27 protein-coding genes are annotated in these 26,538 nt (G+C 64.8%); 11 read left to right on the plus strand and 16 right to left on the minus strand.

The window, feature by feature from the left end; genetic code table 11:
* Positions 1 to 13 precede the first annotated feature (13 nt).
* Together ACKTEK_RS08250 and ACKTEK_RS08255 are read left to right on the plus strand one after the other, a co-directional pair.
* Positions 14 to 1,321: a GNAT family N-acetyltransferase gene (locus ACKTEK_RS08250; protein ID WP_409164748.1), complete on the plus strand. Its 1,308-nt coding sequence runs from the start codon at positions 14 to 16 to the stop codon at positions 1,319 to 1,321.
* 70 nt (positions 1,322 to 1,391) lie between these two features.
* The gene (locus ACKTEK_RS08255) at positions 1,392 to 1,814 is read left to right on the plus strand and encodes an HIT family protein (protein ID WP_409164749.1); all 423 of its coding nucleotides are present in this window, start codon (positions 1,392 to 1,394) and stop codon (positions 1,812 to 1,814) included.
* Between the two features lie 91 nt (positions 1,815 to 1,905).
* On the opposite strand, the gene clpA is transcribed toward ACKTEK_RS08255, so the two are convergent.
* The 4 genes from clpA to ACKTEK_RS08275 form a co-directional block, all read right to left on the minus strand.
* Complete coding sequence (clpA, locus tag ACKTEK_RS08260; RefSeq protein ID WP_409164750.1) at positions 1,906 to 4,347, minus strand: ATP-dependent Clp protease ATP-binding subunit ClpA; 2,442 nt, start codon at positions 4,345 to 4,347, stop codon at positions 1,906 to 1,908.
* 9 nt (positions 4,348 to 4,356) lie between these two features.
* On the minus strand, positions 4,357 to 4,752 hold the full coding sequence (gene clpS, locus ACKTEK_RS08265) for an ATP-dependent Clp protease adapter ClpS (RefSeq protein WP_409164751.1): 396 nt from the start codon (positions 4,750 to 4,752) through the stop codon (positions 4,357 to 4,359).
* 182 nt (positions 4,753 to 4,934) lie between these two features.
* Positions 4,935 to 5,603: a pyridoxamine 5'-phosphate oxidase family protein gene (locus ACKTEK_RS08270; RefSeq protein ID WP_409164752.1), complete on the minus strand. Its 669-nt coding sequence runs from the start codon at positions 5,601 to 5,603 to the stop codon at positions 4,935 to 4,937.
* Between the two features lie 125 nt (positions 5,604 to 5,728).
* Positions 5,729 to 6,061 (minus strand): phasin family protein, encoded by a 333-nt coding sequence (locus ACKTEK_RS08275; protein ID WP_409164753.1) that lies wholly within the window; start codon positions 6,059 to 6,061, stop codon positions 5,729 to 5,731.
* A gap of 432 nt (positions 6,062 to 6,493) precedes the next feature.
* Here ACKTEK_RS08275 and ACKTEK_RS08280 point away from each other — a divergent pair, with 432 nt between their 5' ends.
* A complete protein-coding gene (locus tag ACKTEK_RS08280; protein ID WP_409164754.1) occupies positions 6,494 to 8,155 on the plus strand; it encodes a serine hydrolase in 1,662 nt (553 codons plus the stop codon).
* A gap of 94 nt (positions 8,156 to 8,249) precedes the next feature.
* On the opposite strand, the gene ACKTEK_RS08285 is transcribed toward ACKTEK_RS08280, so the two are convergent.
* The 4 genes from ACKTEK_RS08285 to putA all read right to left on the minus strand — a co-directional run bounded on the left by ACKTEK_RS08285 (position 8,250) and on the right by putA (position 14,043).
* Positions 8,250 to 8,960 (minus strand): DnaJ domain-containing protein, encoded by a 711-nt coding sequence (locus ACKTEK_RS08285; protein ID WP_409164755.1) that lies wholly within the window; start codon positions 8,958 to 8,960, stop codon positions 8,250 to 8,252.
* Entirely contained in the window at positions 8,960 to 9,700 is a 741-nt protein-coding gene (locus ACKTEK_RS08290) for a VWA domain-containing protein (RefSeq protein ID WP_409164756.1), read from the minus strand. The genes ACKTEK_RS08285 and ACKTEK_RS08290 overlap by 1 nt, the downstream gene beginning before the upstream one ends.
* A gap of 102 nt (positions 9,701 to 9,802) precedes the next feature.
* The gene (locus tag ACKTEK_RS08295; RefSeq protein WP_409164757.1) at positions 9,803 to 10,717 is read right to left on the minus strand and encodes a division plane positioning ATPase MipZ; all 915 of its coding nucleotides are present in this window, start codon (positions 10,715 to 10,717) and stop codon (positions 9,803 to 9,805) included.
* A gap of 152 nt (positions 10,718 to 10,869) precedes the next feature.
* Positions 10,870 to 14,043, minus strand: coding sequence for a bifunctional proline dehydrogenase/L-glutamate gamma-semialdehyde dehydrogenase PutA (gene putA, locus ACKTEK_RS08300; protein WP_409164758.1), 3,174 nt, complete (start codon positions 14,041 to 14,043; stop codon positions 10,870 to 10,872).
* A gap of 147 nt (positions 14,044 to 14,190) precedes the next feature.
* Here putA and ACKTEK_RS08305 point away from each other — a divergent pair, with 147 nt between their 5' ends.
* The 3 genes from ACKTEK_RS08305 to ACKTEK_RS08315 are packed head-to-tail and all read left to right on the plus strand — an operon-like array spanning position 14,191 to position 16,339.
* Entirely contained in the window at positions 14,191 to 14,673 is a 483-nt protein-coding gene (locus ACKTEK_RS08305) for an Lrp/AsnC ligand binding domain-containing protein (RefSeq protein ID WP_409164759.1), read from the plus strand.
* Between the two features lie 32 nt (positions 14,674 to 14,705).
* Positions 14,706 to 15,554 carry a pantoate--beta-alanine ligase gene (gene panC, locus ACKTEK_RS08310; protein WP_409164760.1) on the plus strand — a complete coding sequence of 283 codons (849 nt, stop codon included), beginning with the start codon at positions 14,706 to 14,708 and terminating at the stop codon, positions 15,552 to 15,554.
* 8 nt (positions 15,555 to 15,562) lie between these two features.
* The gene (locus ACKTEK_RS08315; protein ID WP_409164761.1) at positions 15,563 to 16,339 is read left to right on the plus strand and encodes an SDR family NAD(P)-dependent oxidoreductase; all 777 of its coding nucleotides are present in this window, start codon (positions 15,563 to 15,565) and stop codon (positions 16,337 to 16,339) included.
* A gap of 3 nt (positions 16,340 to 16,342) precedes the next feature.
* On the opposite strand, the gene ACKTEK_RS08320 is transcribed toward ACKTEK_RS08315, so the two are convergent.
* Positions 16,343 to 16,777, minus strand: coding sequence for a DUF1489 family protein (locus ACKTEK_RS08320; protein ID WP_409164762.1), 435 nt, complete (start codon positions 16,775 to 16,777; stop codon positions 16,343 to 16,345).
* A gap of 142 nt (positions 16,778 to 16,919) precedes the next feature.
* Here ACKTEK_RS08320 and ACKTEK_RS08325 point away from each other — a divergent pair, with 142 nt between their 5' ends.
* Positions 16,920 to 17,123, plus strand: coding sequence for a dodecin family protein (locus tag ACKTEK_RS08325; protein WP_409164763.1), 204 nt, complete (start codon positions 16,920 to 16,922; stop codon positions 17,121 to 17,123).
* Here the strand turns inward: ACKTEK_RS08325 and ACKTEK_RS08330 are convergent.
* Together ACKTEK_RS08330 and ACKTEK_RS08335 are read right to left on the minus strand one after the other, a co-directional pair.
* A complete protein-coding gene (locus ACKTEK_RS08330) occupies positions 17,113 to 19,107 on the minus strand; it encodes an acetyl-CoA carboxylase biotin carboxylase subunit (protein ID WP_409164764.1) in 1,995 nt (664 codons plus the stop codon). The two genes, ACKTEK_RS08325 and ACKTEK_RS08330, sit on opposite strands and share 11 nt — an antisense overlap.
* A gap of 48 nt (positions 19,108 to 19,155) precedes the next feature.
* Positions 19,156 to 20,037: an MBL fold metallo-hydrolase gene (locus ACKTEK_RS08335; protein WP_409164765.1), complete on the minus strand. Its 882-nt coding sequence runs from the start codon at positions 20,035 to 20,037 to the stop codon at positions 19,156 to 19,158.
* A 109-nt stretch (positions 20,038 to 20,146) separates the two neighbouring features.
* Between ACKTEK_RS08335 and ACKTEK_RS08340 the strand changes: the two genes are divergently transcribed.
* The 3 genes from ACKTEK_RS08340 to ACKTEK_RS08350 are packed head-to-tail and all read left to right on the plus strand — an operon-like array spanning position 20,147 to position 21,854.
* Entirely contained in the window at positions 20,147 to 20,518 is a 372-nt protein-coding gene (locus ACKTEK_RS08340) for an ArsR/SmtB family transcription factor (protein ID WP_409164766.1), read from the plus strand.
* A complete protein-coding gene (locus ACKTEK_RS08345) occupies positions 20,515 to 21,063 on the plus strand; it encodes a rhodanese family protein (protein ID WP_409164767.1) in 549 nt (182 codons plus the stop codon). The genes ACKTEK_RS08340 and ACKTEK_RS08345 overlap by 4 nt, the downstream gene beginning before the upstream one ends.
* Positions 21,060 to 21,854, plus strand: coding sequence for a sulfite exporter TauE/SafE family protein (locus tag ACKTEK_RS08350; RefSeq protein ID WP_409164768.1), 795 nt, complete (start codon positions 21,060 to 21,062; stop codon positions 21,852 to 21,854). Before ACKTEK_RS08345 ends, ACKTEK_RS08350 begins: the two co-directional genes overlap by 4 nt.
* Before the next feature lie 7 nt (positions 21,855 to 21,861).
* Here ACKTEK_RS08350 and ACKTEK_RS08355 read toward each other — a convergent pair whose 3' ends face one another.
* The 4 genes from ACKTEK_RS08355 to ACKTEK_RS08370 all read right to left on the minus strand — a co-directional run bounded on the left by ACKTEK_RS08355 (position 21,862) and on the right by ACKTEK_RS08370 (position 25,193).
* Positions 21,862 to 23,469, minus strand: coding sequence for a carboxyl transferase domain-containing protein (locus ACKTEK_RS08355; protein WP_409164769.1), 1,608 nt, complete (start codon positions 23,467 to 23,469; stop codon positions 21,862 to 21,864).
* Positions 23,470 to 23,585: 116 nt separating this feature from the next.
* Positions 23,586 to 23,993 (minus strand): rhodanese-like domain-containing protein, encoded by a 408-nt coding sequence (locus tag ACKTEK_RS08360; protein ID WP_409164770.1) that lies wholly within the window; start codon positions 23,991 to 23,993, stop codon positions 23,586 to 23,588.
* 120 nt (positions 23,994 to 24,113) lie between these two features.
* Positions 24,114 to 24,239, minus strand: a complete 126-nt coding sequence (locus ACKTEK_RS08365) for a hypothetical protein (RefSeq protein ID WP_409164771.1) — start codon at positions 24,237 to 24,239, stop codon at positions 24,114 to 24,116.
* A 159-nt stretch (positions 24,240 to 24,398) separates the two neighbouring features.
* Positions 24,399 to 25,193, minus strand: coding sequence for a YdcF family protein (locus ACKTEK_RS08370; RefSeq protein ID WP_409164772.1), 795 nt, complete (start codon positions 25,191 to 25,193; stop codon positions 24,399 to 24,401).
* 126 nt (positions 25,194 to 25,319) lie between these two features.
* Between ACKTEK_RS08370 and ACKTEK_RS08375 the strand changes: the two genes are divergently transcribed.
* Positions 25,320 to 26,222 (plus strand): DMT family transporter, encoded by a 903-nt coding sequence (locus ACKTEK_RS08375; protein WP_409164773.1) that lies wholly within the window; start codon positions 25,320 to 25,322, stop codon positions 26,220 to 26,222.
* Between the two features lie 89 nt (positions 26,223 to 26,311).
* Here the strand turns inward: ACKTEK_RS08375 and ACKTEK_RS08380 are convergent, their stop codons facing one another.
* Complete coding sequence (locus ACKTEK_RS08380) at positions 26,312 to 26,488, minus strand: hypothetical protein (protein WP_409164774.1); 177 nt, start codon at positions 26,486 to 26,488, stop codon at positions 26,312 to 26,314.
* Positions 26,489 to 26,538: the final 50 nt, after the last annotated feature.

Genomic DNA, 26,538 nt, shown 5'->3' on the forward strand with positions numbered 1-26,538 from the left:
GGTCGGTCACGGCATGACCAGCATGAACGAGACGGAAAAAGGCGCGGCGGACGAGCCCGAGCGGGCGCGCAAGGTCGTCGTCGCGCACTCGATCAAGGCGATCGGGCGCGAGACGTGGGACGCCTGCGCGAACCCGCACGGCAGCCCGGCACGCGCGACTTCGAATCCATCGTCAAGCGGTTCTGCCCCAGCGGTTGAATCAGAACATGAAGCTGAATCAGTTTCTGAAAACCCGGAATCAGTCTGCGAAGGAGATACCTACAACCCGTTGGTATCATTCGATTTTCTCAATTCACTGGAAAAAAGCGGGTGCGTAGGCGCACAGGCCGGCTGGCTGCAGCACCACCTGGCCGTGGAAGACGATGACGGCACCACGGTCGCCGTCATGCCGGCCTACCTGAAGGACAATTCCTTCGGGGAATACATCTTCGATCACGGTTGGGCCGACGCCTATGAACGCGCCGGCGGCCGTTACTACCCCAAGATACAATCGGCGGTTCCCTTCTCCCCCGTACCGGGCCGGCGAATCCTAACCGCGAAGGACCAGGACGCGGAGTTCGAGACGATGGTCTCCGCTGCGCTGGCTCTGAACGACGCCGCGCGCGCCTCCTCCATCCACTGGACGTTCTGCACCCGAGACGAGTGGGACCGCTTCGGCGAGATGGGCTTCCTGCGCCGGATGGACCGGCAGTTCCACTGGTACGATCGCGGCTACGGCGACTTCGACGGCTTTCTGGACGCGCTTGCGTCGCGCAAGCGCAAGGCCATCCGCAAGGAGCGCCGCGAGGCCATTGCCGAGAGTGTCAGCATCGAGTGCGTCACCGGCAGCGACATCACCGAGGAGCATTGGGACGCGTTCTTCAATTTCTACATGGACACCGGCGCGCGCAAATGGGGCCGCCCCTACCTCAACCGCGACTTCTTTGCGCTGATCGGCGAGTCCATGGCCAACCGGGTGCTGCTCATCATGGCGCGGCGGGCGGGACAGCTCGTGGCGGGCGCGCTGAACTTCATCGGTGACCAGGCACTCTATGGACGCCACTGGGGCTGCACCGAGCACCACCCCTTCCTGCATTTCGAGATCTGCTACTACCAGGCCATCGACTGGGCCCTGCAGAACGGCCTCAAGCGCGTTGAGGCCGGCCACCAGGGCGAGCACAAGCTGGCGCGCGGCTACGAGCCCGTCAGTATCTATTCCGCGCACTACATCGCCGACCCGGGCCTGCGCCACGCGGTGGACGACTACCTCCAGCGCGAGCGCGCAGCGGTTGAAGAGGAGATCGACGTGCTCGGCGAATACGCCCCCTTCCGCAAGGGCTGACGCGTCCCTTGCGGCGCGACGACCCCCGCGCTCTAATCCCGCCAGATTGACCACTTCACCGGAGAACACGATGCCGGACTATGACGACCAGAACGTCTTCGCCAAGATCCTTCGCGGCGAACTGCCCGCCCACAAGGTCTACGAGGACGAAAAGACGTTCGCCTTCATGGACATCATGCCGCGCACGGACGGGCACGTGCTGGTGATCCCGAAGGCGGCCTCCCGCAACATTCGCGACATCTCCACCGACGACCTCGCAGCCGTGATGGCGACGGTCCAGAAGATGTCTCACGCGGTGATGAAGGCGTTCGAGGCAGACGGCGCCACCGTCCAGCACTTCTGCGAGCCAGCCGGCGGACAGGTTGTGTTCCACACCCACGTCCACGTGCTGCCGCGCCACGAGGACGTGAAGCTGCGCCCGCACACCGGCGAGATGGCCGACAACGACGTGCTTGCCGCCAATGCCGAGAAGGTGCGCGCCGCCCTCGCCTGATCGCGCCGGCAAAAACTGAACCGACACTCTCAAAGCAAAAGGCCCGCAGCGTTTCCGCTGCGGGCCTTTGTTTTTCGCGAATTGTCTTGGCTCAGTCGGCCTTGGCCGGAACGCGGGGCACGCTGCCACCACCGCCCTTCTTGGGCTTGCTGGCAGGCGGCGTCTCCTCGGCGGCAGGCTTTGCCTTTGCCTTGGTGCGCTTGGCCGCCGGCTTCTTCTTCGGCTTGGCCTTGGGCCGGGACGGCTTGGGCGGTGTCTCGAGATATTCGAACTCGAGCGCGGATTCACCCGCCGCGTTGCGTCCGACGCTGACGCGCACGATGCCGCCGTTCTTGAGCTTGCCGAACAGCACTTCGTCGGCCAGTGGCTTCTTGATCTCTTCCTGGATCAGTCGGGCCAGCGGGCGTGCGCCCATCTGGTCGTCGTAGCCGCGATCGGCAATCCACTGGTTCGCTTCGTCTGTCAGCTCGATGGTCACGCCACGGTCGGCAAGCTGCAGCTCAAGCTGCAGAACGAACTTCTCGACCACCATGGACACCACCTCGCCCGGCAGGTTGCCGAATGCGATGGTCGCGTCGAGACGGTTGCGGAATTCCGGAGAGAACATGCGGTTGATCGCCTCCGTATCCTCGCCTTCGCGGCGCTGGCGGTTGAAGCCAATCGGTGCCTTGGCCATGTCGGCAGCGCCTGCGTTGGTGGTCATGATGAGCACCACGTTGCGGAAGTCGACCTGCTTGCCGTTGTGATCCGTCAGCTTGCCGTGGTCCATGATCTGGAGCAGCACGTTGAACAGGTCCGGATGCGCCTTCTCGATCTCGTCGAGCAGGAGCACGCAATGAGGGTGCTGGTCGACGCCATCGGTCAGCAGGCCGCCCTGGTCGAAACCGACATAGCCCGGAGGCGCACCGATCAGGCGCGAGATCGTGTGCCGCTCCATGTATTCCGACATGTCGAAGCGCAGCAGCTGCACCCCCATGATGGAGGCAAGTTGCTTGGCCACTTCCGTCTTGCCGACGCCGGTCGGGCCGGAGAACAGGTAGTTGCCGATCGGCTTTTCCGGATCGCGCAGGCCCGCACGGGCAAGCTTGATCGCCGCCGACAGCGCCTCGATGGCGCGGTTCTGGCCGAACACGACGCGCTTGAGGTTCTTCTCGAGGTCCTGCAGCACACCGGCATCTGTCCGCGACACGGACTTCGGCGGGATGCGCGCCATCTTGGCAATTGCGTCCTCGACCTCCTTCACGCCGATGGTCCGCTTGCGCCGCGAGGGTGCGAGCAGCATCTGCGAGGCGCCGGTCTCGTCGATCACGTCGATCGCCTTGTCCGGCAGCTTGCGGTCATGGATGTACTTGGCCGATAGCTCCACCGCCGCCTTCAGGGCATCGCCCGTGTAGCGCACGTTGTGGAAGTCCTCGAAATAGGGCTTCAGGCCCTTGAGAATCTTCACGGTGTCGGGAACGGTCGGCTCGGCGACGTCGATCTTCTGGAAACGGCGAACGAGCGCGCGATCCTTCTCGAAGTGCTGGCGGTACTCCTTGTAGGTCGTGGAACCGATGCAGCGCAGCGAGCCGTTCTGCAGCGCGGGCTTCAGCAGGTTGGAGGCATCCATGGCCCCGCCCGACGTCGCACCCGCACCGATCACGGTGTGGATCTCGTCAATGAACATGATCGCACCGGGATAGTCCTCGATTGCCTTCACGACGGCCTTCAGACGCTCCTCGAAATCGCCGCGGTAGCGCGTGCCGGCCAGCAGCGAGCCCATGTCGAGCGAGAAGATCGTGCACTCAAGCAGCACTTCAGGCACTTCGCCCAGCGTGATGCGCCGCGCGAGGCCCTCGGCAATGGCCGTCTTGCCAACGCCCGGATCACCCACGAAGAGCGGGTTGTTCTTCTGGCGGCGGCAGAGCACCTGGATCGTGCGCTGGATTTCGCTGTCGCGACCGATCAGCGGGTCGATCTTGCCGGCCAGCGCCTTCTCGTTGAGGTTCACGCAATAGGCGTCGAGCGCGTCGTTCTTCTTCTCGTCGCTTTCGGCCTCGGTCGCCTGCGGCTCGTCGTCAGACCCGCGCGGCGGGCGCTGCTCACCCATGCCGGCACGCTTGGCGATGCCGTGGCTGACGTAGTTGACCGCGTCGTAGCGGGTCATGTCCTGCTCCTGCAGGAAATATGCGGCGTGGCTTTCACGCTCAGCAAACATCGCGATCAGCACGTTTGCGCCCGTCACCTCGTCGCGGCCGGACGACTGCACGTGGATCACGGCGCGCTGGATGACGCGTTGGAACCCTGCTGTCGGCTTGGAGTCGCTGTCGGCCTCGATGACGAGATTGTCGAGTTCCTCGCCGATATAGTCGACGAGGTTGCGACGCAGAACGTCAAGATCGACGTTGCAGGCCCGCATCACCGCCGCCGCGTCCTGATCCTCGATCAGGGACAGCAAGAGGTGTTCCAGGGTCGCATACTCGTGGTGGCGGTCGGTGGCGAGCGCCAGCGCACGATGCAGAGCCTGTTCGAGACTGCGGGAAAATGAGGGCAAGGAAATCTCCTATTTCTTTTCCATCACGCATTGCAAAGGATGCTGGTGCTTTCGCGCAAAGTCCATCACCTGCGTGACTTTCGTTTCGGCGACCTCGTATGTGAAGACGCCGCATTCGCCGACACCGTTGTGATGCACGTGCAGCATGATCTCGGTTGCCGCCTCGCGCCCCTTGCTGAAGAAGCGCTCGAGCACGTGCACGACGAATTCCATCGGCGTGTAGTCGTCGTTGAGCAGCAGAACCCGGTAGAGGCTCGGCTTTTTCGTTTTCGGCTTGGTGCGGGTGACGACAGCGGTGCCGCTGTCGTTGTCACCGCCTTCGGCGTCGTCGGACCCCGGTCCGCTCAGCGTCGGAACGAGGCCCGCACGCTCCAGATGGATCGGGGCGAATTCAGGTTTCGACATCAAAGACTGCCGTTCCTCATCGTCACTGTTCATTGGAACCGGCACACTGAAACGCGTGCCGGAATGCACTGTTACAAAAGATAGGTCACGATCGGGGCCGTTGAAAGGCATTGACTCGCAACCTTTTCGCTGCCGTTGGGTCAAACGATTGGCCCCGAATCTGCCTGCCATGCTGATACGGATCAGTAGAGCGTCGCGGATTGCCGGGCCGGCAGGGCCGCGTCGTAACTCTCGGCATCAAAGCTTGCGTGCGCCTGTTTCAGCATCTCGCCGGCGCTCGGCAGGTCCTTGCGTCGGGCATGGCCCGCCGGGTCCCAGGCCTGCGCCCGCATGAACGCGCGCGCGCACTGGAAATAGACGCGCTCGATATCGATGAGCAGCACCGTTGCCGGCAGCTTGCCCTGCACGCTGTGGGCCGCGCAGACGGCCTCGTCGGCGGTGATGCGCCCGAGTCCGCGAATGCGCAGCGTCTCGTTGACGCCGGGAATGACGAAAAGCAGCGACACGCGCGGGTCGGCCACGATGTTGCGCAGGCTGTCGATGCGGTTGTTGCCGCGCCGGTCCGGCAGGGCCAGCAGCCGGTCATGCACCACGTGAACGAAGCCCGGCGCATCCCCGCGCGGCGAAATGTCGAGCCGCCCCTCGCCTACCGTTGCCAGCATGGCGAGCGGCGCACGCTCAACAACAGCGCGGTACGCCGGCGCCAGGCGCTCGGTTTCCTTCACCAGCGACGCTTCGCTGCATGTCGTGTAGATCGCGTCGAGTTCGCCGACGTGCGTCAGCGGTGCCGCCGCCTCGTAGTCGGGCGTTGCGGCTCGGGCGGTCGCGTCAGCCGAATCGGAAATCGTCACGTTGCCCTCCTGTCAGGGACTCAAAGCAGTGCCAAGGGTGACTCCCGGCATACAGGCGGGCAACAAAAAAGCCCGGCCTGCGGGGCCGGGCTCGATCTCTTCGAAAAGCAGTTCGCCGGATTGGCTTACTTGGAGGCCTTCGCCACCATCGTTTCCATCGGCTTGTAGCTTTCCTTGGCGAGGTCGGTGAACATTTCACCCATCTTGCCGGCCTGAGCCATGAAGCCCTCGTAGCTGGACTTTGCATAGCCGGTCTGGATTTCCAGGGCCTTGTCGAAGGACTTGGCGCCCATCATCTGCTCCAGGACCGATGCGCCTTCCTCGAAGGACTTCTTCGAGTAGTCAGCCATCTCGGCGGCAATTGCCTGCATGGACTTGGAAACGTTGCCAAAGCTCTGCATGGCGAGCTCGACATTATCCTTGCCCGCCTTCTGGATGTCTTCAAAACCGTTGATCATGTCGTGTCTCCCAAGACTTTGCATGTAGAAGGTACACGGCGGCCTCGCCGCGCCCTGCTGCGCTGCGACATGTTATATGTGCAGTGCATCATCAGAGTCAAGGTATTTTTGTGCAGCGCACAATGAGCGATTGCGGCATTTTTTTGCATTTTGCCACGACCTCGCCAAGTTTTACCCTTTTCTAACCGTGCGACTCTAACGTCGATAGCCACGTGGGGTGCGTAGAGTTGGCGCGTGATTGCCTGAGCTACCCGGACCGGGGTCTGGTAGCGAGATTGACGCCCGCAGCATCCACTTGAATGGCTGTTTAGTTTCGCGTTGGAGTGTCACCGCGTGTAAAAGCGGTTAGATTTCCGGCCGGGTACGGGTGGGTACAACTTGAAAAATCTCAGATCTCTCGCAATCGCGAGTCTTCTCGCTTGCGCTTTCGCCATGCAATTCACCGCCGTACAGGCGGCGCCGAAATATGTCTCGATCGCAATCGACGGCAATACCGGCGAAATCCTTCAGTCGACGCGGCCCGATACGCTGGTTCATCCCGCGTCGCTGACGAAGATCATGACGCTCTACATCGTCTTCGAGGAACTCGAGGCGGGTCGTCTGTCGCTGAGCGACAGCTTCACGGTGTCCAAGTTCGCGGCCAGCCAGGTGCCCTCCAAGCTTGGCCTCGCGCCGGGCTCGAAGATTTCGGTTCGCGACGCGATCCTGTCTCTCGTCACCAAGTCGGCCAACGACATGGCCGTCACCGTTGCCGAGAACATCTCCGGCTCTCAGACCAAATTCGCCGAGCGCATGACGCAGACCGCGCACCGTCTTGGCATGAAGCGCACCGTCTACAAGAACGCCTCGGGCCTGCCGAACGACGATCAGGTGACCACCGCCCGCGACCAGGCGACCCTTGGCCAGACCATCCAGGTTCGCTTCCCGGGCTACTACAAGTTCTTCGACACCACCCAGTTCACGTTCAAGGGCCGCAAGTACCGCAACCACAACCGGCTTCTGGGCAAGGTGAAGGGCGTCGACGGCATCAAGACCGGCTACATCCGCGCCTCCGGCTTCAACCTCGTTTCCTCGATCCGCCGTGGCGACCGTCACGTCGTTGCTGTCATCATCGGCGCCAAGTCGGGCAAGTCCCGCAACGCCGCGATGGAAAAGCTGCTGGAAAAGGCCATCACGCAGGCCAAGCCGCGCCGCAACGACCTGCTGCTGTCGCAGGCAGGCCCAATCCCCTCTCCGCGCCGCAACCCGGTTCCGCTGATCGCCCGCCAGCCGGCCGGCCAGCAGTCCCCGGTTGTCATGGCGTCGGCTCCGGCTGCCTCGCCGGCACCGTCTGCCGCCGCAGCGCCTGCCGCGGGTGACAAGCCTCTCGTGCTGGTCCCCAATGGTCGTGGCGGCTTCAAGGTCGCGCAGGCCACGATGGCAGCGCCCGTCGTCGCCACGCAGACCCAGCCCCAGATCCAGGCCCCTGCACAGCGCGCGCCTGCATCGGTCTCGCAGCCGGCCACCCAGCTTGCGGCCTACCAGCCGTCGGCGGTGGCCACCGCAGCGCCGATCCCCTCGCAGCCGGTCGCGCGCACCGAAGTGCAGCAGACCGGGTCCTTCGCACCGCGCATCACCATCGTGACGCCGGCCCGCGTGGTTCCCGCCGCCGCACCGCAGGTCGCCATGGCCAGCGCCCAGCCGGTCTACATGCAGGACGCCACCGCTCCGCAGGTCGCACAGCCCGTGGCGCAGCCGATCGCACAGCAGATTGCGCTGGCCCAGCCGGCCCAGGCCGCGCCCGCACCGGCTCGCCAGCAGGTGCTTGCCAGCGCGCGCGCCGCAGAGCCGCTGCCCACCGCGCGCGTCAACGGCGACTACGCCATCCAGATCGGCGCCGTGCCGGACGAGCAGGCCGCCCGCAAGCTGATCGCCTTGGCGCAGCTTCGCGCCGGAGAACTACTCGCTGGTCGCAGCCCCTTCACCCAGACGGTCGACAAGAACGGCGCAACCTTGTGGCGCGCCCGCTTCGCCGGCTTCGATCGCTCCGGGGCCAAGGATGCCTGCAAGGCGCTCCAGGAGAAGGATTTCGGGTGCTTCCCGATCCGCCACTAACGAATTCGGGCCGGATGCCCCATCGGCACCCGGCCCGCTGACTTCGAGTTTTGTTTGAGTTGCGTCCAGTCGCGTTGCGTTGAGTACAGGAGCGTTATCGATGAGCGTTCAGCAGCAGATCCTTGGCTTCGTTAATCTTCGCCGCCAGGTAAGTCGACCCGCCCCGGTCGGGGTGAAGCCTCTTCATAAGCGCGCGATGAGCGCTTCGGATCTCCTTGTCGCCCGCTCCGGGCGCGAGCCCAAGAACCTCGTAGGCTTCCTCCTGCGTCATTGGGCCCTCAACCGGGCCGCCCTGACCTTGCCGCCCGCCCGTATCCGTCTCAGCGTCGTCACGCCATCCGGGCGCACGGCGGTCAAGATACGCCTCAAGCAGGGCTGCTGAATCCGCATCGGCCTCGCCGAACAGCGCGGTGATCTGGGCCACGTCGAGATCATCCAGCGCCACGCCGCGGTGCGCACCGCCCATCACGACCCCGCTCATCTCGCCGGTATCGTGATCGAGCGTCATCTCGACAATGTTGCCGCGCACCGTCGACGTCTGGCCGGACGTTCGGTTGGTCCTTGAACCAAAACTGGCGGCGCCCGGCAGGTGGAAGCCGAGCATCGACAGCCCGAAGGCTGCGACCGGTACCGCGATCACCCACTGCCCTCGCAACAGGAAAAAGAACGCAACGAGCAGCATCGCGACCGCGCCTGCCCGCTTGACCCAGCGCGCCAACGTTGCCGGGTTCGCCTTCGTGAAGCTGTTCAGCGCGAAGAGAAGCAGGACGAGGATCAGCGCCCCGACGAGAAAGGCACCGACCATCAGCGCCCGCCCATCTGCTCGATCATGAGCCGCGCCGACCCGCCTGCCTTGCCCGACAGCTTCTCGAGAGCCTTCATCCCGCCTGCGGCATAGACCGCGACGGCCGACAGCAGGTCCTTCAACTGCGCAGCGGACCCCGGGTCGAACCGGCAGAAGGCTCCACCCGTCAGCCGCGCGATCTCGCGGAACGCCTGCTCGGCAATCGGGTCGCGCCCCTCCTGGAACAGGAAGACCGGCACCTTGAGCAGGCCCAGCTCTCCGGCGACGGCGCAAAGGTGGTCGACATTCTCCTCCATCGCGTCGCCGACATAGACCAGCGCCTGAACCGGCTTCTTGCCGGTCTCGGTGCGCACGTGCGACAGCACCCGGCCGATCTGCGTCTGCCCGCCACGGCAGTCGATGCGCGTCATCATGTTGGCGAGCGCGCTTGCATCGCTGGCCCATTTGCCGGCCCGGCATTCGTTGAAGCCGCGGAAATAGACAAGCTGGATATCCAGCCCGCCAACATCGCCGGCCGCGCGGAACATCTCACCCTGCAGCTTGCACGCAACGTCCCATGTCGGCTGGCGACTCATGGTGGCGTCGAGCGCAAACACCAGCCGCCCGCGCGCACCGTCAGGCGCCTTGGCAGGTGTCATCGCGCGCGCCTTGTTGAGGAACGCGGCCACATCGGCACTGGAATTGGTCTCGCGAACCTCCGCGCCGGTCTTGCTTGTGATGTCTTTGTGCTTGTCCGCCATGTCACCGCTGTATCGTTCGCCCGGCGAGGCACAAAGCCCCGCCGTCGAGAAAGCTACCACGGCAAATGTGGCGCGGAATGGCGGGAACGCAAGCGGTGGGGGTCAGCGGGCGAGAACGTCGCCCAGTTCCAGCGGCTCCCGGCAGCTTTCGATCCACAGCCTGCGGGCTTCAGCGCGGCGCAGGCCGCGTTCATCCACCGGCAGGCGGAGCTGGTCGATCAGGCGGCGGATTTCGCGCCGCGCCGCCAGGTGCGACAGGCTCGGGCGCGAGCCGAGAAGTTCTTCCTCGATCGGGTCGAGCGCGGTCAGCCCGCGCGGGAAGAACTCGCGGAAGACGACGCGCTCGCAGATGCCCTCGCCCACCCGGAACCCAAGCTGGCCGGATAGTTGCGATAGCGTGCCGGCAACGCGCTGGTTGTTGCGGGAATCGAGCGTCGCAATGCGGTTGCGCACGACGACCCAGTCGATGAGGACCTCGTCCACGATGCGCCGCTTGCGGCGCGCCTCGCGCACCATGCGCGCGAAATGGCTGATGCCCATCACTTCCAGCGTTTCGGGGTCGACTTCGGCCAGAACGTCGAAATCGACGAAGCTGTCGTTTATCGGCGTGATGAGCGTGTCGGCCATGGAATGGGCCAGGCGCATCAGGTAGCTATCGCTACCCGGCGTATCGATGACGATAAAGTCGACATTGCGCTCACAGCGCGACACGGCGTCGGCGAAGTCCGCGAACTCGCGTTCCTCGTTGAGGCGAACATTGTCGCCCTTGGCGCGTGCCGGCGAAAAATGCTCCGGGCACTGCAGCTTGAGACCGCGCCGCTGAGACCAGCGTTTTCGGTTCTCGACATAGTGGGTGAGCGAATGCTGGCGGGCGTCCAGATCGATGGACGCAACGCGCTGCCCCAGCTTCAGCAGGTGCACGATGACGTGCATCGACAACGTGCTCTTGCCCGACCCACCCTTTTCGTTCCCGACAACGATCACGTGAGCCGACCGGCGAGGTGTGACTTCCCGCATCTTGGTCTCCGTTCCCCAATGTCTTCATCTTGGGGAATCAGAGGCGCGCGAATCAAGCGCTAAGACTCGCTTGACTGCTTTTAGACCTCGTTAGGGTTAAATGGCCGGGAAAACTGTGCACTCCTCGCAACAACTTTTTGCGCAACAGACGATCATTTGCCTGCATCTGCGGCAAGTGACATCAAAGCCGCGTTTCCGCCGGATGCTGTCGTGTCCACCGAGACCACCCGTTCAGTGGCAAACCGGTAGAGGTAATGCGGTCCGCCAGCCTTCGGCCCGGTGCCCGAAAGGCCCTCGCCGCCGAACGGCTGGGAACCGACGATGGCGCCGATCTGGTTGCGATTGACGTAGATGTTGCCGACTTCCGCCAGCGTCGCGACCTGCTCGGCGCGCTCCTCGATGCGGGTGTGGATGCCGAGCGTCAGCCCGTAGCCGCTGGCATTGATATCCTCGATCAGGTTGCCGAGCTTCGACGCCTTGAAGCGCAACACGTGCAGGACCGGCCCGAACACCTCCCGCGTCACGTCGGAGAATGACTTCACCTCGTAGGCGACCGGCGCGACGAACGTGCCTTGCGCGGCTTCCTCGGTTGGCGTCACTTCGCCGAGCACCTTGAAGAGGCTGGCGGCTTCCTTCTTGTATCCATCGAGTCCGGCGCGTGCTTCCTCGTCGATCACCGGACCGACATCGGTTGCGAAGTTCCACGGGTCGCCGACGCGCAGTTCGTCCATCGCACCCGTCAGCATCTTGATGACCCTGTCGGCCACGTCGTCCTGCACGCAGAGCACCCGCAGCGCCGAGCAGCGCTGGCCGGCGCTGTCGAAGGCCGCGCGCATCACGTCGCGGATGACCTGCTCGGGAAGTGCGGTGGAATCAACGATCATCGCGTTGATGCCGCCGGTTTCCGCGATCAGCGGCACGATGGGTCCGTCCTTGGCCGCAAGCGTGCGCTGGATCGCGGATGCAGTCGCGTTCGAGCCGGTGAAGGCCACGCCCGCGATACGCGGATCGGCGACCAGCGGCGCACCGACGCTTTCGCCGTCGCCCGGCATGAACTGAAGCACTGCACCGGGAATGCCCGCCTCGTGCATCAGTTGCACGGCGCGGAACGCGATCAGCGGCGTCTGCTCGGCCGGCTTGGCGATGGCTGTGTTGCCGGCGGCAAGCGCGGCGGACACCTGGCCCGTGAAGATTGCCAGCGGGAAGTTCCACGGCGAAATGCAGGCAAAGACGCCGCGCCCGTGCAGGCGCAGGGCGTTGCGCTCGCCTGTCGGCCCCGGCAGCGGCTTCGGCGCACTGAATTCCTCGCGGGCGCGCGCTGCATAGTAGCGCAGGAAGTCGACCGCCTCGCGCAGGTCGGCCACCGCGTTGTCGAGCGACTTGCCGGCTTCCGCCACCAGCAGGGCCAACAATTCCGGCGCGTGGTCCTCGTAGAGGTCGGCAGCCTTGTTGATGAGCTCGGCGCGTTTCGCACCGCCGAGCCGGTCCCATGCCCGGTGCGCGGCCTGCGCGCGGCCGACGGCCTCCTTGAGGGTCTTGGTGTCGGCATTGACGACGCTGCCGATGACGCGCGAGCGGTCCTGCGGACTGGTCACAGGCTTGGCCTCGCCCTTCACCGGCTTGCCGTCGAGCAGCGGCGTTGCGTCGAGCTTCTTCGCGACGGCCTTCTCCATCGCCTGCATCAGCGGATCGCGCATGGTGCGTTCCGTCGTCAGGATGCCCTGGCTGTTGGGCCGTTCCGGCTGGAAGAGGTCCGCCGGCTTGTCGATATGCGGATGCGGCGTGCCGCCATGCTCCAGCGTCTCGGCAATCGGATCGGTGACGATCTCGCTGATGGGCGCCTCGTCGTCTGCCAGGCGGTTCACGAAGGAGGTGTTCGCGCCGTTTTCCAGCAGCCGCCGCACGAGATAGGCCAGCAAATCCTCGTGTCCGCCAACCGGCGCATAGATCCGGCAGGGCACGCCAAGATGCTGCTTGGGCACCACCGCGTCATAGATCGCCTGTCCCATGCCGTGCAGGCGCTGGAACTCGTAGCCACCCTCGTTGCCTGCCATGACGTGCACGGCGGCAACCGTGTGGGCGTTGTGGGTGGCGAACTGCGGATAGAACACATCGCGCCGCGCCAGCATCTTGCGTGCACAAGCGAGATAGGAAACGTCGGTGTGCGGCTTGCGGGTGAAGACCGGGAAGCCCGGCAAGCCGGCTTCCTGCGCCCGCTTGATTTCCGTGTCCCAGTACGCGCCCTTCACCAGCCGCACGGGGATGCGGTGACAGGTCTTGGCGGCAACACCAGCCAGCCAGTCGATCGTCGCCATCGCCCGCTTGCCATAGGCCTGCACCGCGAGGCCGAACCCGTCCCAGCCGGCAATGTCCTTGTCCGACAGCATCGCCTCGACGAGATCGAGGCTGATGTCTAGCCGGTCGGCCTCTTCGGCATCGACGGTGATCGCGATGCCTTCCTTCTTCGCCGCAATGACGAGGCTTTTCAGGCGCGGGAACAATTCGTCCATCACCCGGCCCGGCTTCTTCTCCTCGTAGCGCGGATGGATCGCCGACAGTTTCACCGAGATGGACGGCTTGGCGAAGATCTCGGCATCGGGCGCGTGCTTGCGCGCGTCGCCGGCGATCTTCTTCAGTGCGTCGTGGTAGGACGCGAGGTAGCGCTGGGCGTCGTCCTCGGTCATCGCCGCTTCGCCGAGCATGTCGTAGGAATGCCGGTAGCCGCGCTCCTCGTTGTGGCGCGCGGTGTCCAGCGCCTCGTCGATGGTCTGCCCCAGCACGAACTGCCGGCCCATGATGCGCATGGCCTGCCGCATCGCCTGCCGGATCACCGGCTCGCCGGAGCGCTTCACCATGCGCTTGAGAAGACCGCTGCCATCGTCCTGCGACTTGATGGAGACCACCTGCCCCGTCAGCATCAGCCCCCAAGTCGAGGCGTTCACGAACATGGAATCGGAATGACCGAGATGCTCGGCCCAGCCGCGCCCGGCGATCTTGTCGGCGATCAGCTTGTCCTGGGTCTGGGCGTCGGGAATGCGCAACAGCGCCTCGGCGAGGCACATCAGCACCACGCCTTCCTCGCTCGACAGCGAGTACTCGCTCATGAAGGCATCGACGCCGCCATGGTCGCGCCGCCCGGCGCGCGCCGCCATCACCAGCCGCCGCGCGGTTGCCTCGACACGGGGCGTCTCGTCCTCGCGCAGGCGGGCGCTTTCGGCAAGTTCCAGCACCAGCGGTGCCTCGTCGCACAGGTAATACTTGGCGATTCGCGGTCGCGGCATGCCCGCCACCACACCGTTCACGGCTTTTGCGCGCGTCTCACCCATGATTGCTGCCTCCACAGGTTCCGGAACTGTCGTTGGCCTCAGGCTAGCAAATCACGCAAAGGCGTTCTCACCAAAGTTGCGGCACATTGCGTGATTAAATATCGTCGTGAAGCATCAAGCATCGCAGATTCTACGGCTGAGACGCATATGGCGAACGATATCGACCAAACGGACATGGCAATTCTGGCAGCGCTTCAGGCCGATGGCCGCATGACGCTGGCCGACCTCGCCAAGTCCGTCAATCTCAGCCCCACGCCGTGTGCCGTGCGCATGCGCCGGCTGGAACGCGAGGGCTACATCGCAGGCTACCACGCCCGGCTCGATCCGAACCTGATGGATCGCGGAATGGTGGCATTCGTGCAGGTTTCCCTGAAAAATACCGATGAATCGACGCTTCGGGAGTTCAATCTTGCGGTTCAGGACGTGCGCGAGGTGATCGAATGCCATATGGTCGGCGGCGGTTTCGACTACCTGCTCAAACTGCGGGTGCGTGACATGGGCGAATATCGTGCGCTGCTGGGCGGCGCGCTGGGCTCGCTCCCCGCTGTTGCCGGCACGCATTCCTACTTCGTGATGGAGGAGGTCAAGTCGTCTCCCACCCTGCCCCTGCCGCGCAGGCAAGGCGCGTGAAGCCGTTTTGAGTGCGTAGTTCGAGTTAGCCCATGACGAAGACCCCGACGATCATCCACACGGTCCGCGAATTGCGCGACCAGGTCGCAGCCTGGCGCAAGGACGGCCAAACCGTCGCAATGGTGCCCACCATGGGTGCCCTGCATTCCGGCCACCTCGCGCTGGTCGAGGAAGCCTTGGGCAAGGCTGACCGCGTCGTCGTCTCGATCTTCGTCAATCCGACGCAGTTCGCACCGACCGAGGATTTTGCCCGCTATCCGCGCACCCTGAATGACGACGTCGCCAAGCTCTCCGGGCTGGGAGCCGACGTGGTCTTCGCACCGGACATTCAGGAAATGTATCCGGCAGGCTTCTGCACCAAGGTGACGCTCGGCGGCCCGGCGGAGGATCTGGAAAGCGTGGCGCGCCCGCACTTCTTCGGAGGCGTCGCAACCGTCGTCGCCAAGCTGCTGCTGCAATGCGGGCCGGATGTCGCGGTCTTCGGCGAGAAGGACTACCAGCAGCTCCTCGTGGTGAAGACCATGGCGCGCGACCTCGATATCCCGAGCGAAATTTACGGCATGCCCACCATCCGCGAGGCGGATGGCCTCGCCATGTCCTCGCGCAATACGTATCTCTCAGCCGAACATCGCGACGTGGCGCCGGTGCTCTACCGCACGCTGATCGACACGGCGATCCACATTCGTGAAGGCTCGTCCATCGCGTGGGCCCTGCGCGAGGCGCGTTCAAGGCTTTCGGTTTCCGGCTTCAAGGTGGATTATTTCGAAAGCCGCAATGCCGACGACCTGTCGCCCATCAACAGCCTTGGCAGCGGGCCGATCCGCCTGCTGGCCGCCGCCTGGCTCGGCAAGACGAGACTGATCGACAACATCCCCGTGTGAGGCAGACCATGACCGATGCCCTGTCCGGCAAGACCGTCCTTCTCACCGGTGCGAGCGCCGGGATCGGCCTTGCCACCGCCCGCGCCATGCTGATTGCGGGCGCCAGCGGCGTGGTGGTCAACGGGCGGAATGGGGAGCGCGCAGAGGCCGCCGCCGAAAGCCTGCGTGCAGAATTCCCCGACCGCACGATCGGCGCCGCGCCCTGCGACATCTCCACACCCGACGGTGCGACGCAGGCAGTCGAAACGGCCTTGTCCGCTTTGGGCCACGTGGACGTGCTTTTCAATTCGGCCGGCGGCAATGACCTGCCGAAGCTGTTCCATAAGACACCGATTGAAGACATTCCGGCCATGACCGGCCCGGCCTGCAATGCAATCGTCCTGCCCTGCCGCGCGGTACTGCCTCACATGAGCGAGCGCGGATCCGGCGCGATCATCAACGTCGCGTCGGACGCGGCCAAGATCGCGACACCCGGCGAGGCCGTGATTGGCGGCGTCATGGCCTTCATCGTCATGTTCACGCGGGGGCTGGCCATCGAAGCGCGGCGCAACGGCATTCGCGCCAACTGCATCACGCCGTCCATCGTTCGCGAGACGCCACTGTATGACCGGCTGATGGCGGACGATTTCGCCGGAAAGCTGTTCGCCAAGGCAGAGCAGATGGCCCATCTGGGCGTGGTGGAAGCGCAGGAACTGGCCGAACTGGCGGTGTTTCTCGCAAGTCCTGCCGCCGCCAAGATCACCGGACAGGCCATCTCCATCAATGGCGGCATATCGGCGGCCTGAGCGCTACAGCAGGCCCAGTTCTGCCAGCGCGCGCGCCATCTCCGGGTCGGGCATCTCGCCGCTCTGGCCCTTGGCGAGGTCCGGCGGTGCATCGTCGGGCTTGAGGTAGCGCCAGCCCTGGAACGGCCCGCGCGGCTGCGGGCGCACCCGAATGATCGGCTGCGCCAGCACGATCTGGCAGCGCGAAATGCCTTCCGCGTCCGTCACCGGTCGGAGGTCCGTGATTTCCTGCCGACAGGCGATCATGCCGCGAATGACCCAGTAGAGCGAACCGCCTGCCAGCAGCTCGTCGCGCGCCTTCGGCATCTGGCGGGTCGTGTGGAACTGCTCGTAGGTCTTCCCGCCCCGCTCGGCGGCAGCCTTGCGTTGCTTTATCCAGCCTTCGAGATCCTCGATGGAACTCGCGCCCACGCACAATTTGACGAGATTGGTCGACATCGCGCCAAGAATGGCGTTCGCCGGCGGCGGGTCAACTCGTGTGCATTCGTTATCCCCGGACAAATGACGGAACACAGCCGCCCGCGACCGGTTGTCCCTTCATGCGCCACGTGGCGCAAGGCACCAACCAAGGAGACATCCCATGTCCGTCGCACGCGTAACCGAAATCACCTCCGCCTCCACCGTCGGCGTCGAGGATGCCGTGAAGAAGGGCGTGGAACGCGCCAACGAGACCCTCGACAACATCAAGAGCGTCTGGGTTCAGGACATCAACTGCAAGGTCGAGAACGGCTCGATTTCCGAGTGGCTCGTCAACATGAAAGTGACCTTCGTCCTCAAGGACTGACAGCTTCGGCGCTTTCCAGCGCCTCGATTTCAACGAGCGGTGCGCCCTGCGAAACCTGGTCGCCGGGCGCGCCGGAAACCTTTGCCACCGTGCCGTGAATGCGCGCCTTGATGGCGTGCTCCATCTTCATGGCCTCCACCACCGCCAGCGTCTGGCCAACCTCCACCGCATCGCCCTCGCCCACGAGGATCGAGACGATCCGCCCGTGCATGGGCGCGCGCGCGACGAGGTCCGATGCGCCGCCATCGGCCTGCGCAATGTCGCGCCGGGTGAAGACCACCTCGCGCTGGAACCCGTCCACCTGCACGAAAGCCCTGGATTCACCGTCCTGAATGACGGTGACGGACACATCCGCCTCGGCGTCGGTGGCATTGTCGCTGAGAACCTGCGGCTGGCCGCCGTTCCACGCAGCGCGCAGCGTGCGGCTCTCACCGTTCACGTCGACGCGGTAGCTCGTCGGAACCGGCTCACCCAGCACGAAGCCGTCGAGATCATCCCACGGCGTGCGGGCATCATGACCTGACCCTGCCCGCGACCGGTCGGCCTTGTCGGCTTCCGCCCCCAGCAGCGCGATCAGTCCGGCAGCTGCGGCAATCTCCGCCCCCTCGCTGCTCAGCTGGAAGTCATCCTCGCTCCACAGGTCGAGATAGCTGGTATCGAACGATGCGGCTCGGAAGGTTTCGTCGTCCACGATGCGTTGCAGCAGCCCGAGATTGGTTTTCGGTCCGGCCACGATTGTCTCGGCCATGGCGTTCGCCAGCCGGTCAAGCGCGGCATCGCGGTTGTCGCCATGGGCGATGATCTTCGCGATCATGGGGTCGTAGAACGGCGACACGTCATCGCCTTCGCTGACGCCGGCATCGATCCGGACGCCCTCGCCGGACCCGAATTCCAGCGCGTGCAGGTGCCCGGTCGATGGCAGGAACCCGGTTTCCGGGTCCTCCGCGTAGAGCCGCACTTCCACCGCGTGTCCGTCGATGATGAGGTCTTCCTGCGCGGCTGGAAGCGGCTCACCGTCGGCCACGCGCAATTGCCATTCCACAAGGTCCAGCCCGGTGATGCACTCCGTCACCGGGTGCTCCACCTGCAGCCGGGTGTTCATTTCCATGAAGTAGAATGGCGACTCGTCGCTCAAGGGCTGCGACCCGTCGACGATGAACTCCACCGTCCCCGCACCGCGATAGTTCACCGCCTTGGCAGCAGCGACGGCCGCCTCGCCCATGCGGGCGCGCAGGCCATCGGTCATGCCCGGCGCGGGCGCTTCCTCGACGACCTTCTGGTGGCGGCGCTGCACGGTGCAATCGCGCTCGAACAGGTGAACCGCGTTGCCGTGGCTGTCGCCGAAGACCTGCAGTTCGATATGGCGGGGCGAGGCGACGAATTTCTCGATCAGCACCCGGTCGTCGCCGAAAGCACCGGAGGCTTCACGACGCGCGGCCTCCAGCGCCTCGTCGAAGGCAATCTGCTTGTCGACGCGACGCATGCCCTTGCCGCCGCCGCCCGCGACCGCCTTGATGAGGACGGGATAGCCGATCTCGTAGGCCTTGGAGCGCAGGAATTCCGGCTCCTGACGGCTGCCATGATAGCCCGGCACCACGGGAACGTCCGCTTCTTGCATAAGTGCCTTGGCTTCGTCCTTCAGGCCCATCGCGCGGATGGCGGATGCCGTCGGCCCCACGAAGATGATGCCGGCGGCCTCGCAGGCTTCCGCGAAGGCTGCGTTTTCCGACAGGAAGCCGTAGCCGGGGTGAATGGCATCGGCACCGCTGTGGCGCGCCGCATCCAGTATCTTCGACGCATCGAGATAGCTCTCGCGGGCCGCAGCCGGGCCAATATGGACAGCCCGGTCGGCATGGCGCACGTGGCGCGCGTTTGCGTCGGCATCGGAATAGACCGCAACGGCCGCGATTCCGAGCCGCCGCGCGGTGGCGATGATGCGGCAGGCGATCTCGCCGCGGTTGGCGATAAGCAGCGTCTTGATCATGCCGCTGCTTACCACGCCGCCGACAGGCCGACCAGCGCCGCGAGCCACTCAGAGCAGTTGCAGGTTGCCCGCCGGCTTCACCGGGATCTTCAGGTAGTGGACGCCGTTGGATTCAGCCTCCGGGAAGCGGCCGGCGCGAATATTGGTCTGGATCGAGGGCACCAGCAGGCGCGGCACGGCCAGCGTCGCGTCCCGCTCCTCGCGCATGGACACGAAGCTGTCCTCGTCGGTGCCTTCGCGAACGTGGATGCTCGCATCGCGCTGCGCGCCCACGGTCGTCTCCCAGGCGTAGTCGTCGCGCCCGGGAGCCTTGTAGTCGTGGCACATGAACAGCCGCGTCTCGCGCGGCAGCGCCAGCAGCTTCTGGATCGACTGGAAGAGGCGGCGCGCGTCGCCACCGGGGAAATCGGCTCGCGCGGTGCCGAAATCGGGCATGAACAGCGTGTCGCCGACGAAAACGGCATCGCCGATCTTGTAGCTGACGCAGGCCGGCGTGTGGCCCGGCGTGTGCAGCACCTCCACGTCGAGCTCGCCGATGCGGAACGTCTCGCCATCCTTGAACAGCCGGTCGAAATCGCTGCCGTCCGTCTTCAGGTCGGGATCGTTGAACACCGGGCGGAAGATCTTCTGCACGTCCTTGATGTGCGCGCCGATGCCGATCTTCGCGCCGGTCTTCGCCTTGATGTAGGGCGCACCGGACAGGTGGTCGGCATGGGCGTGGGTTTCCAGCGCCAGCACGACCTCGACCCCCTCTTCTTTCGCTGCGGCAAGGATCGCGTCCACCGAGTCGATCGACACCTCGCCGGATGCCAGGTCGAAATCGAGAACCGGGTCGATGATCGCACCCTGCTTCGTCTGCGTATCCCATACGAGATAGCTGACCGTGTTGGTGGGCTCATCGAAAAACGCGCGGATTTCGGGACTTTTCATGACGATGCCTCCTTCGCATCTCCATCTTGAAAACAAATTCGAATATCTATATGTTAGTATCCACTAAACTAGTCAACAGGCAGGTCCGACAGGACCTGAGATACATCAAATGCCGATGACAGCCGATACCGCCCTTCGCAGGGATACAGAGAGCAAGGACCCGGCGAACGGGTCGCTTGAGGAAAGCGCCGGCAGCGCCGCTGACTTCCTCAAGCTGCTCGCCAATGACAGGCGCCTTCTGGTGCTGTGCGCACTCGCGGATGCCGGAGAAATGAGCGTTGGAACGCTCGCCGAACGCGTGGGCCTCTCCCAGTCGGCGCTGTCCCAGCACCTGGCGCGCATGCGCGCCGAAGGCCTGCTGTCTTCAAGGCGCGATGGCCTCGCGATCTACTACTCGATCTCGGATGACCGGGCTCGCGCCGTGCTCGACCTGCTCCACACCCTGTTTTGCAAAAGCTCCCATGCGAGGGAAACCGAATGACCCCGACCACCATCACACCCCAGCAGGCCCGCAAGCTGATCGGCGACGGCGCGAAGCTCGTCGACATCCGCGAGGCTGACGAATACGCCCGCGAGCACATTCCTGGCGCAAAGCTCGTTTCACTTTCGCGCATTTCCGCCGGAACCGCCGACACCGGCAATTCCGAAACGGTCATCTATCACTGCCGGTCCGGCGGCCGCACCATGGCGGCTATCGACCACCTCCGTCCGTTGGGCCACACCAACGCCTACATCCTCGAAGGCGGCCTTGAGGCCTGGAAAAAGGCCGGGTTCGAGACGAAGGTCGACAAAAGCCGGCCCATCGATCTGATGCGACAGGTGCAGATCGCCGCCGGTTCGCTTGTGCTGCTCGGCGTCGTCCTCGGCTTCTTGCTGCACCCTGCCTTCTTCGGCATTTCCGCCTTTGTCGGCGCAGGGCTGACCTTTGCCGGTGTCACCGGCTTCTGCGGCATGGCACGAATGCTCGCCGTCATGCCCTGGAACCGCCGGTCCGAACCTGCAGGCGGCACGCCGCAAGAGGCATGATCATCGATGCCACCACTGCCGCCTTCTCGGTCCTGTCGGGAAGCCTGGTCGGCTTCTCGCTGGGGCTGATCGGCGGCGGCGGATCGATCCTCGCCGTCCCCCTGCTCGCCTATCTCGTCGGCGTCACGCCCGCCCATGCCGCCATCGGCACCAGCGCATTGGCGGTCGGCGCGAACGCGCTGTTCAACCTGTTCGAACATGCCCGCGCGGGCAACGTGCGCTGGCGCTGTGCCGGGGTCTTTGCCGCCTCCGGTATCCTCGGTGCGCTGGCAGGCTCGACCCTCGGCAAGATGGTGGACGGCGACAATCTCATCGGCCTCTTTGCCATCGTCATGGTCGCAACCGGCATCGCCATGCTGCGCCCGCGCAAGGGCGATGGCGACGCCACCGTTCGCCTGACGAGAGACAGCGCAGGCCGCCTGCTGCCGCGACTGATCCCTATCGGCCTTGCCACCGGCGTTCTGTCCGGTTTCTTCGGAATCGGCGGCGGTTTCCTCATCGTGCCGGGGCTGATCCTTGCGACCGGCATGCCGATGATTTCCGCCGTCGCGTCCTCGCTCGTCGGCGTGTCCGCCTTCGGCTTCACGACAGCCGCCAACTACGCGGCTTCCGGACTGATCGACTGGCCTGTGGCGGGCCTGTTCCTCGTTGGCGGAGTTCTGGGCGGTGTCGCGGGGGGCCTCGCCTCGCGCAATCTCGCAGCGCGACGCGGTGCGTTGCAGAAGGTCTTCGCCATTGTGATCTTTGTCGTCGCCGCCTATGTGGGCGCGAAAAGCCTCGGCTACGCCTGACCTTCGACTACATCCGGAACACGCCAAAGGGCGTGTCAGGGATCGGCGCATTCAGCGTTGCGGCGAAGGCCAGCGCCAGCACGCGGCGGGTCTCGGACGGCGCAATGATGCCATCGTCCCACAGCCGCGCGGTCGCGTAGTACGGGTGGCCCTCCTCCTCGTACTTCGCGCGGATCGGTGCCTTGAAGGCATCCTCGTCTTCTGCGCTCCACTGGTCCCCATCGGCTTCCATGTTGTCGCGCTTGACGGTCGCCAGAACGCTTGCCGCCTGTTCGCCGCCCATGACGGAGATGCGCGCATTCGGCCACATGAACAGGAAGCGTGGCTGGTAGCCTCGTCCGCACATGCCGTAATTGCCCGCGCCGTATGAGCCGCCGACGATGACGGTAACCTTCGGCACCTTGGCCGACGCAACGGCGGTGACGAGCTTCGCGCCGTCCTTGGCGATGCCACCGGCCTCGTAATCACGCCCGACCATGAAGCCGGTGATGTTCTGCAGGAACAGCAGCGGGATCTTGCGCTGGCAGCACAGTTCGATGAAGTGCGCGCCCTTCTGCGCCGATTCCGAATAGAGAATGCCGTTGTTGCCGATGATGCCGACCGGGATGCCCTCGATGCGCGCAAACCCGGTGACGAGCGTCTCGCCGTAGAGCGCCTTGAACTCGTCGAAGCTCGACCCGTCGACGATCCGCGCGATCACCTCGCGAATGTCGTAGGGAACAGTCAGTGATGCGGGGACCACTCCGTCCAGTTCCGCCGGGTCATAGGCCGGCGCGACCGGATCAATCAGCGTCACGTCCGGCGCGTGCGTCGTGTTGAGGTTGGCGACGATGTTGCGCGCGATGTCGAGCGCGTGCTCGTCATCCAGCGCGTAGTGGTCGGCGACACCGGACAGCCGGGCATGCACGTCCGCCCCGCCGAGATCCTCCGCCGTGACCTCCTCGCCGGTTGCAGCCTTCACCAGCGGCGGCCCGCCGAGGAAGATCGTGCCCTGCCGGCGCACGATGATGGTCTCGTCGCTCATGGCCGGCACGTAGGCTCCGCCCGCCGTGCACGACCCCATCACGACGGCAATCTGCGGAATGCGCTCCGCCGACATGTTGGCCTGATTGTAGAAGATGCGCCCGAAATGATCGCGGTCGGGGAAGACTTCCGTCTGGTGCGGCAGGTTCGCGCCGCCGGAATCGACGAGATAGATGCACGGAAGCCGGTTCTCGCGCGCAATTTCCTGCGCCCGCAGGTGCTTCTTCACCGTCATCGGAAAGTAGGTGCCGCCCTTGATGGTCGCATCGTTGGCAACGACCATGCATTCGCGACCCGAAACCCGCCCCACGCCGCAGATCATGCCGGCGGCATGGATATCGCCGGAATAGAGACCGAGTGCGGCCAGCGGCGCAACTTCAAGGAACGGCGAACCGGGATCGAGCAGCCGCATGACGCGCTCGCGCGGCAGCAGCTTGCCGCGGTTCACGTGGCGCTCGCGCGCCTTCTCCGACCCACCGGCTGCCGCCTCGGCCCGCTTCCGGGAAAGATCGGCGACCAGCGCCTGCATCGCGTCGCGATTGGCGGCGAATTCCGGCGAACCGGTGACGATCTCGCTGGAAAGCTTCGGCATGGTCTACTCCCTGCGGCTGGCCGGATTGCTCCCGGCCCTGATCTTGTTCGCAAGGGTTATCCGGTTTCGCGTCCCCGTGCCACATCGCGGGCGCAAGAGCTGCATTCCGCCAGGCCTCAGCCGCGCGGTTCCGGCTCGTTGACCGGCGCGCCGGCCTTCTTCCAGGCACCAAAGCCGCCTTCCACGTGGCAGACCGGCTTCAGGCCCATCTGCTGCGCGGTTTGCGCAGCCAGCGCCGAGCGAAGCCCCCCGGCACAGAAGAAGACGTAGGTCTTGTCCTGCGCGAAAACGTCCTTGTGGTACGGGCTCTGCGGATCGATCCAGGCTTCGAGCATCCCGCGCGGCGCGTGGAACGCGCCCGGCATCTTGCCCTCGCGGGCAAGCTCGCGAACATCACGAATGTCGATGAACACGACATCGTCGCGCCCGTGCATGGCGCGCGCGGCCTCGATGCTCACCGTCTCGACCTCGGCATTCGCCCGGTCGACGAGATCGTGAAATCCGGTTGTGATGTTCTGGGCCAACTCGTTCCTCCCCGCATGACCAGCGCCAGGCGGCGCACCACGACAGAATTGCATGCCGGGCCGAAGACCGGCAACGCGCAAAATCTGTCATGGAGAGCTTTGGAAAGTCAGGTGCGGCGCTTAGCGCGCCGCGACGGCCTGCGGCTCGAATCCGCCGAACAGCGTCACGACAAGAACGATCCCGCCGAGTACGGCCAGCGAGTACATCGCCGGCTTCAGATAGTGGCATTTGCCAGTGTCGCTCATCAAATCCTACCCCGAAATCAAAGACAGATTGGCGGCGCGAAATGCACTGCGTCTGAGAGCGCGACGGGCATACGTCTTCGCACTTGCGAAATCAATGGGGGTAATGAGGCTCACGCCACGTGACTTATACGAAAGTCGTAGACGGCGTTGATGAAAAATTCACGGATGTGGAAAAACGGAATCCGTCCGCCCGGTCATCGCGTAGACGAACAATCCAAGCCACTCGCGCGTCACGATATCAAGGCGCCGCATCCCGTCCGAGGCAGAGTAAAAGGGCCGCGTGCGGTCTTCCGGCCCGCGCGTCCTGTAGTCGGTCGGATAGGCCTGGACGTCGAACCCCGCCTTGCGGAAGCAGCCGACGGAGCGCGGCATGTGGAAAGCGCTGGTGACCAGCAGCCATGTCTCGTCAGGCTGCGGATCGGCGAGTTCCCGGCTGTTGACAGCGTTTTCGAAGGTGTCGCGTGACACCGACTCAAGTTCCAGCCGGTCGGGGTCGATTCCCAGCGACGCGAGCAGGTCTTCCGCAACGCCGGATTCATCGAGGTCACGGTAGACCAGCCCGCCGCTGCCGCCGGAAAGAATCAGCCGCGCCTGCGGGTAGCGTCGTGCGAGGGCTGCAAATGTCGTGAGCCGGTCGGCGGCCTCGTTGAGCGCGGGCACGCCGCGCGTCGTCGTGACGATGGTTTCGAGCCCGCCGCCGAGCAGCACGATGCCCGCCACCTCGCCACTCGCTGGTTCGACGCGGGCGAAGCGGTCTTCAAGCGGCTGCAAAAGCGCGTTGGCGAGCGGTGAAAACCCGGCAACAAGAAATCCGACCACTGCCAGGCCCACGAGAACCCGCCCGAAACGGCGCATTCCCGCCAGCATCAGCACAAACCCGATCACCAGCCCTATGACCAGCGCGTTCGACGGCTGGGCGACGAACCACCCGATTTTGGCGACATAGAAGAACATGGAGACGGGGTGACCGCTTCGCTGGATGCGCAGCACCGATGCGAATAATGCGTTTGGCGTTGCGTGGAATTGCCTCTAGTGAGGCTTCAAACAATAAGCCTCTCCGGGTGGAAAGACCAACAGACCATGGCCTCCGTTTCGCAGCCCGCCATCCGCGCGGCAACGCCCCTCGACCTGTCGCTGCTGGTGCTGCTGGCAGCGGTCTGGGGTTCCGCCTTCATGGCGATCAAGATCGGCGTCGTCGAATCAGGCGCTGTCTGGCTCGTCGCGCTGCGCGTGCTGATCGGGTTTCTCGTATTGCTGCCCTGGGCGCTCTATCGCGGCTGGATCTGGCCATCGACGCGGTCCGAATGGCGGCTGATCGTGGCGCTCGCCGCGCTGAACGTGCTGATCCCGTTCTTCCTGATCTCGTGGGCGCAATCGCAGATACCCTCCTCCACCACCGCGCTGCTAATGGGCGTCGGGCCGCTGCTGGCGATGGGCATCGCCCACTTTACGAGCAGCGACGACAAGTTCACGACCCGCAAGGCCGTTGCCGTGACGCTCGGGTTTGCAGGCGTGATGACGGTTCTGGGGTTTGAGGCCCTGCATGGGCTTGGTGGGGGCATCCTGCCGCCGGCAGCCGCGCTGATCGCGTCGTGCTGCTACATCTCGTCGGGTGTGCTGGTGCGGCGCATCCCGCACATTCCCCCTGTGCGGTTGTCCGCGCTCGTCCTCGGGCTGGCGTCGGCGGTGTTCCTGCCGTTTGCGCTCGTCACGCAGGGGCCGCCGCCCGCGCTCTCCGCGCAGGCATTGTCGGCCATTGTCTACCTGGGGCTGTTCCCGACCGGGCTTGCCTACATCCTGCGCTACCACCTTGTGCGCAAGATCGGGCTTTCGCTGTTTGCCCATGTGGGCAACCTGATCCCGTTGTTCGGGCTGGCGTTCGGGGTGTTGCTGCTGGGCGAGGCCCTGACCCCCTCGCTGGGTATCGCCGCCGCGCTGATCTTCGTCGCGCTGGCGGTGGCGCGCTCCGGCTCGTCGTCCTGAACACGCGGCGCCTGAGAACCCTTCGTGTCCTGAAATCGCGGCTCTGAAGCGCGTTATGGTCGCGCCGGCTGTGAGCCAGCGCGCTTGTCTTACATGCCGGCCTGGATCACCGGGGCGTCATGGGCGGTCGCCACGACGGAGGCATTCGGGGAAACAGGGCTATCGATCATCGAACGGCCCAGGCCCATCGCGACCGTTGCCATGAAGAAGGCAATCACGACCGTGGTAATGGCGGACTTCGGCTGCATCGGCTGATGCGGTTCCATCTGTTTGACTCCTGTCACGTCTTGTTCGTTCTCATGTGGGAACGCTGTGT

This window comes from Tepidamorphus sp. 3E244 (assembly GCF_046159835.1).
GTDB lineage: Bacteria > Pseudomonadota > Alphaproteobacteria > Rhizobiales > Tepidamorphaceae > JACKJK01.

Excerpts from the sequence above, each read along its gene's own strand:
- ACKTEK_RS08250 (WP_409164748.1), top strand. The coding sequence starts at position 14 with ATGACCAGCATGAACGAGACGGAAAAAGGCGCGGCGGACGAGCCCGAG.
- ACKTEK_RS08255 (WP_409164749.1), top strand. The coding sequence starts at position 1,392 with ATGCCGGACTATGACGACCAGAACGTCTTCGCCAAGATCCTTCGCGGC.
- clpS (WP_409164751.1), bottom strand. The coding sequence starts at position 4,752 with ATGTCGAAACCTGAATTCGCCCCGATCCATCTGGAGCGTGCGGGCCTC.
- ACKTEK_RS08275 (WP_409164753.1), bottom strand. The coding sequence starts at position 6,061 with ATGATCAACGGTTTTGAAGACATCCAGAAGGCGGGCAAGGATAATGTC.
- ACKTEK_RS08280 (WP_409164754.1), top strand. The coding sequence starts at position 6,494 with ATGCAATTCACCGCCGTACAGGCGGCGCCGAAATATGTCTCGATCGCA.
- ACKTEK_RS08285 (WP_409164755.1), bottom strand. The coding sequence starts at position 8,960 with ATGGTCGGTGCCTTTCTCGTCGGGGCGCTGATCCTCGTCCTGCTTCTC.
- ACKTEK_RS08290 (WP_409164756.1), bottom strand. The coding sequence starts at position 9,700 with ATGGCGGACAAGCACAAAGACATCACAAGCAAGACCGGCGCGGAGGTT.
- ACKTEK_RS08295 (WP_409164757.1), bottom strand. The coding sequence starts at position 10,717 with ATGCGGGAAGTCACACCTCGCCGGTCGGCTCACGTGATCGTTGTCGGG.
- putA (WP_409164758.1), bottom strand. The coding sequence starts at position 14,043 with ATGGGTGAGACGCGCGCAAAAGCCGTGAACGGTGTGGTGGCGGGCATG.
- ACKTEK_RS08305 (WP_409164759.1), top strand. The coding sequence starts at position 14,191 with ATGGCGAACGATATCGACCAAACGGACATGGCAATTCTGGCAGCGCTT.
- panC (WP_409164760.1), top strand. The coding sequence starts at position 14,706 with ATGACGAAGACCCCGACGATCATCCACACGGTCCGCGAATTGCGCGAC.
- ACKTEK_RS08315 (WP_409164761.1), top strand. The coding sequence starts at position 15,563 with ATGACCGATGCCCTGTCCGGCAAGACCGTCCTTCTCACCGGTGCGAGC.
- ACKTEK_RS08320 (WP_409164762.1), bottom strand. The coding sequence starts at position 16,777 with ATGTCGACCAATCTCGTCAAATTGTGCGTGGGCGCGAGTTCCATCGAG.
- ACKTEK_RS08325 (WP_409164763.1), top strand. The coding sequence starts at position 16,920 with ATGTCCGTCGCACGCGTAACCGAAATCACCTCCGCCTCCACCGTCGGC.
- ACKTEK_RS08330 (WP_409164764.1), bottom strand. The coding sequence starts at position 19,107 with ATGATCAAGACGCTGCTTATCGCCAACCGCGGCGAGATCGCCTGCCGC.
- ACKTEK_RS08335 (WP_409164765.1), bottom strand. The coding sequence starts at position 20,037 with ATGAAAAGTCCCGAAATCCGCGCGTTTTTCGATGAGCCCACCAACACG.
- ACKTEK_RS08340 (WP_409164766.1), top strand. The coding sequence starts at position 20,147 with ATGCCGATGACAGCCGATACCGCCCTTCGCAGGGATACAGAGAGCAAG.
- ACKTEK_RS08345 (WP_409164767.1), top strand. The coding sequence starts at position 20,515 with ATGACCCCGACCACCATCACACCCCAGCAGGCCCGCAAGCTGATCGGC.
- ACKTEK_RS08350 (WP_409164768.1), top strand. The coding sequence starts at position 21,060 with ATGATCATCGATGCCACCACTGCCGCCTTCTCGGTCCTGTCGGGAAGC.
- ACKTEK_RS08355 (WP_409164769.1), bottom strand. The coding sequence starts at position 23,469 with ATGCCGAAGCTTTCCAGCGAGATCGTCACCGGTTCGCCGGAATTCGCC.
- ACKTEK_RS08365 (WP_409164771.1), bottom strand. The coding sequence starts at position 24,239 with ATGAGCGACACTGGCAAATGCCACTATCTGAAGCCGGCGATGTACTCG.
- ACKTEK_RS08370 (WP_409164772.1), bottom strand. The coding sequence starts at position 25,193 with ATGTTCTTCTATGTCGCCAAAATCGGGTGGTTCGTCGCCCAGCCGTCG.
- ACKTEK_RS08375 (WP_409164773.1), top strand. The coding sequence starts at position 25,320 with ATGGCCTCCGTTTCGCAGCCCGCCATCCGCGCGGCAACGCCCCTCGAC.
- ACKTEK_RS08380 (WP_409164774.1), bottom strand. The coding sequence starts at position 26,488 with ATGGAACCGCATCAGCCGATGCAGCCGAAGTCCGCCATTACCACGGTC.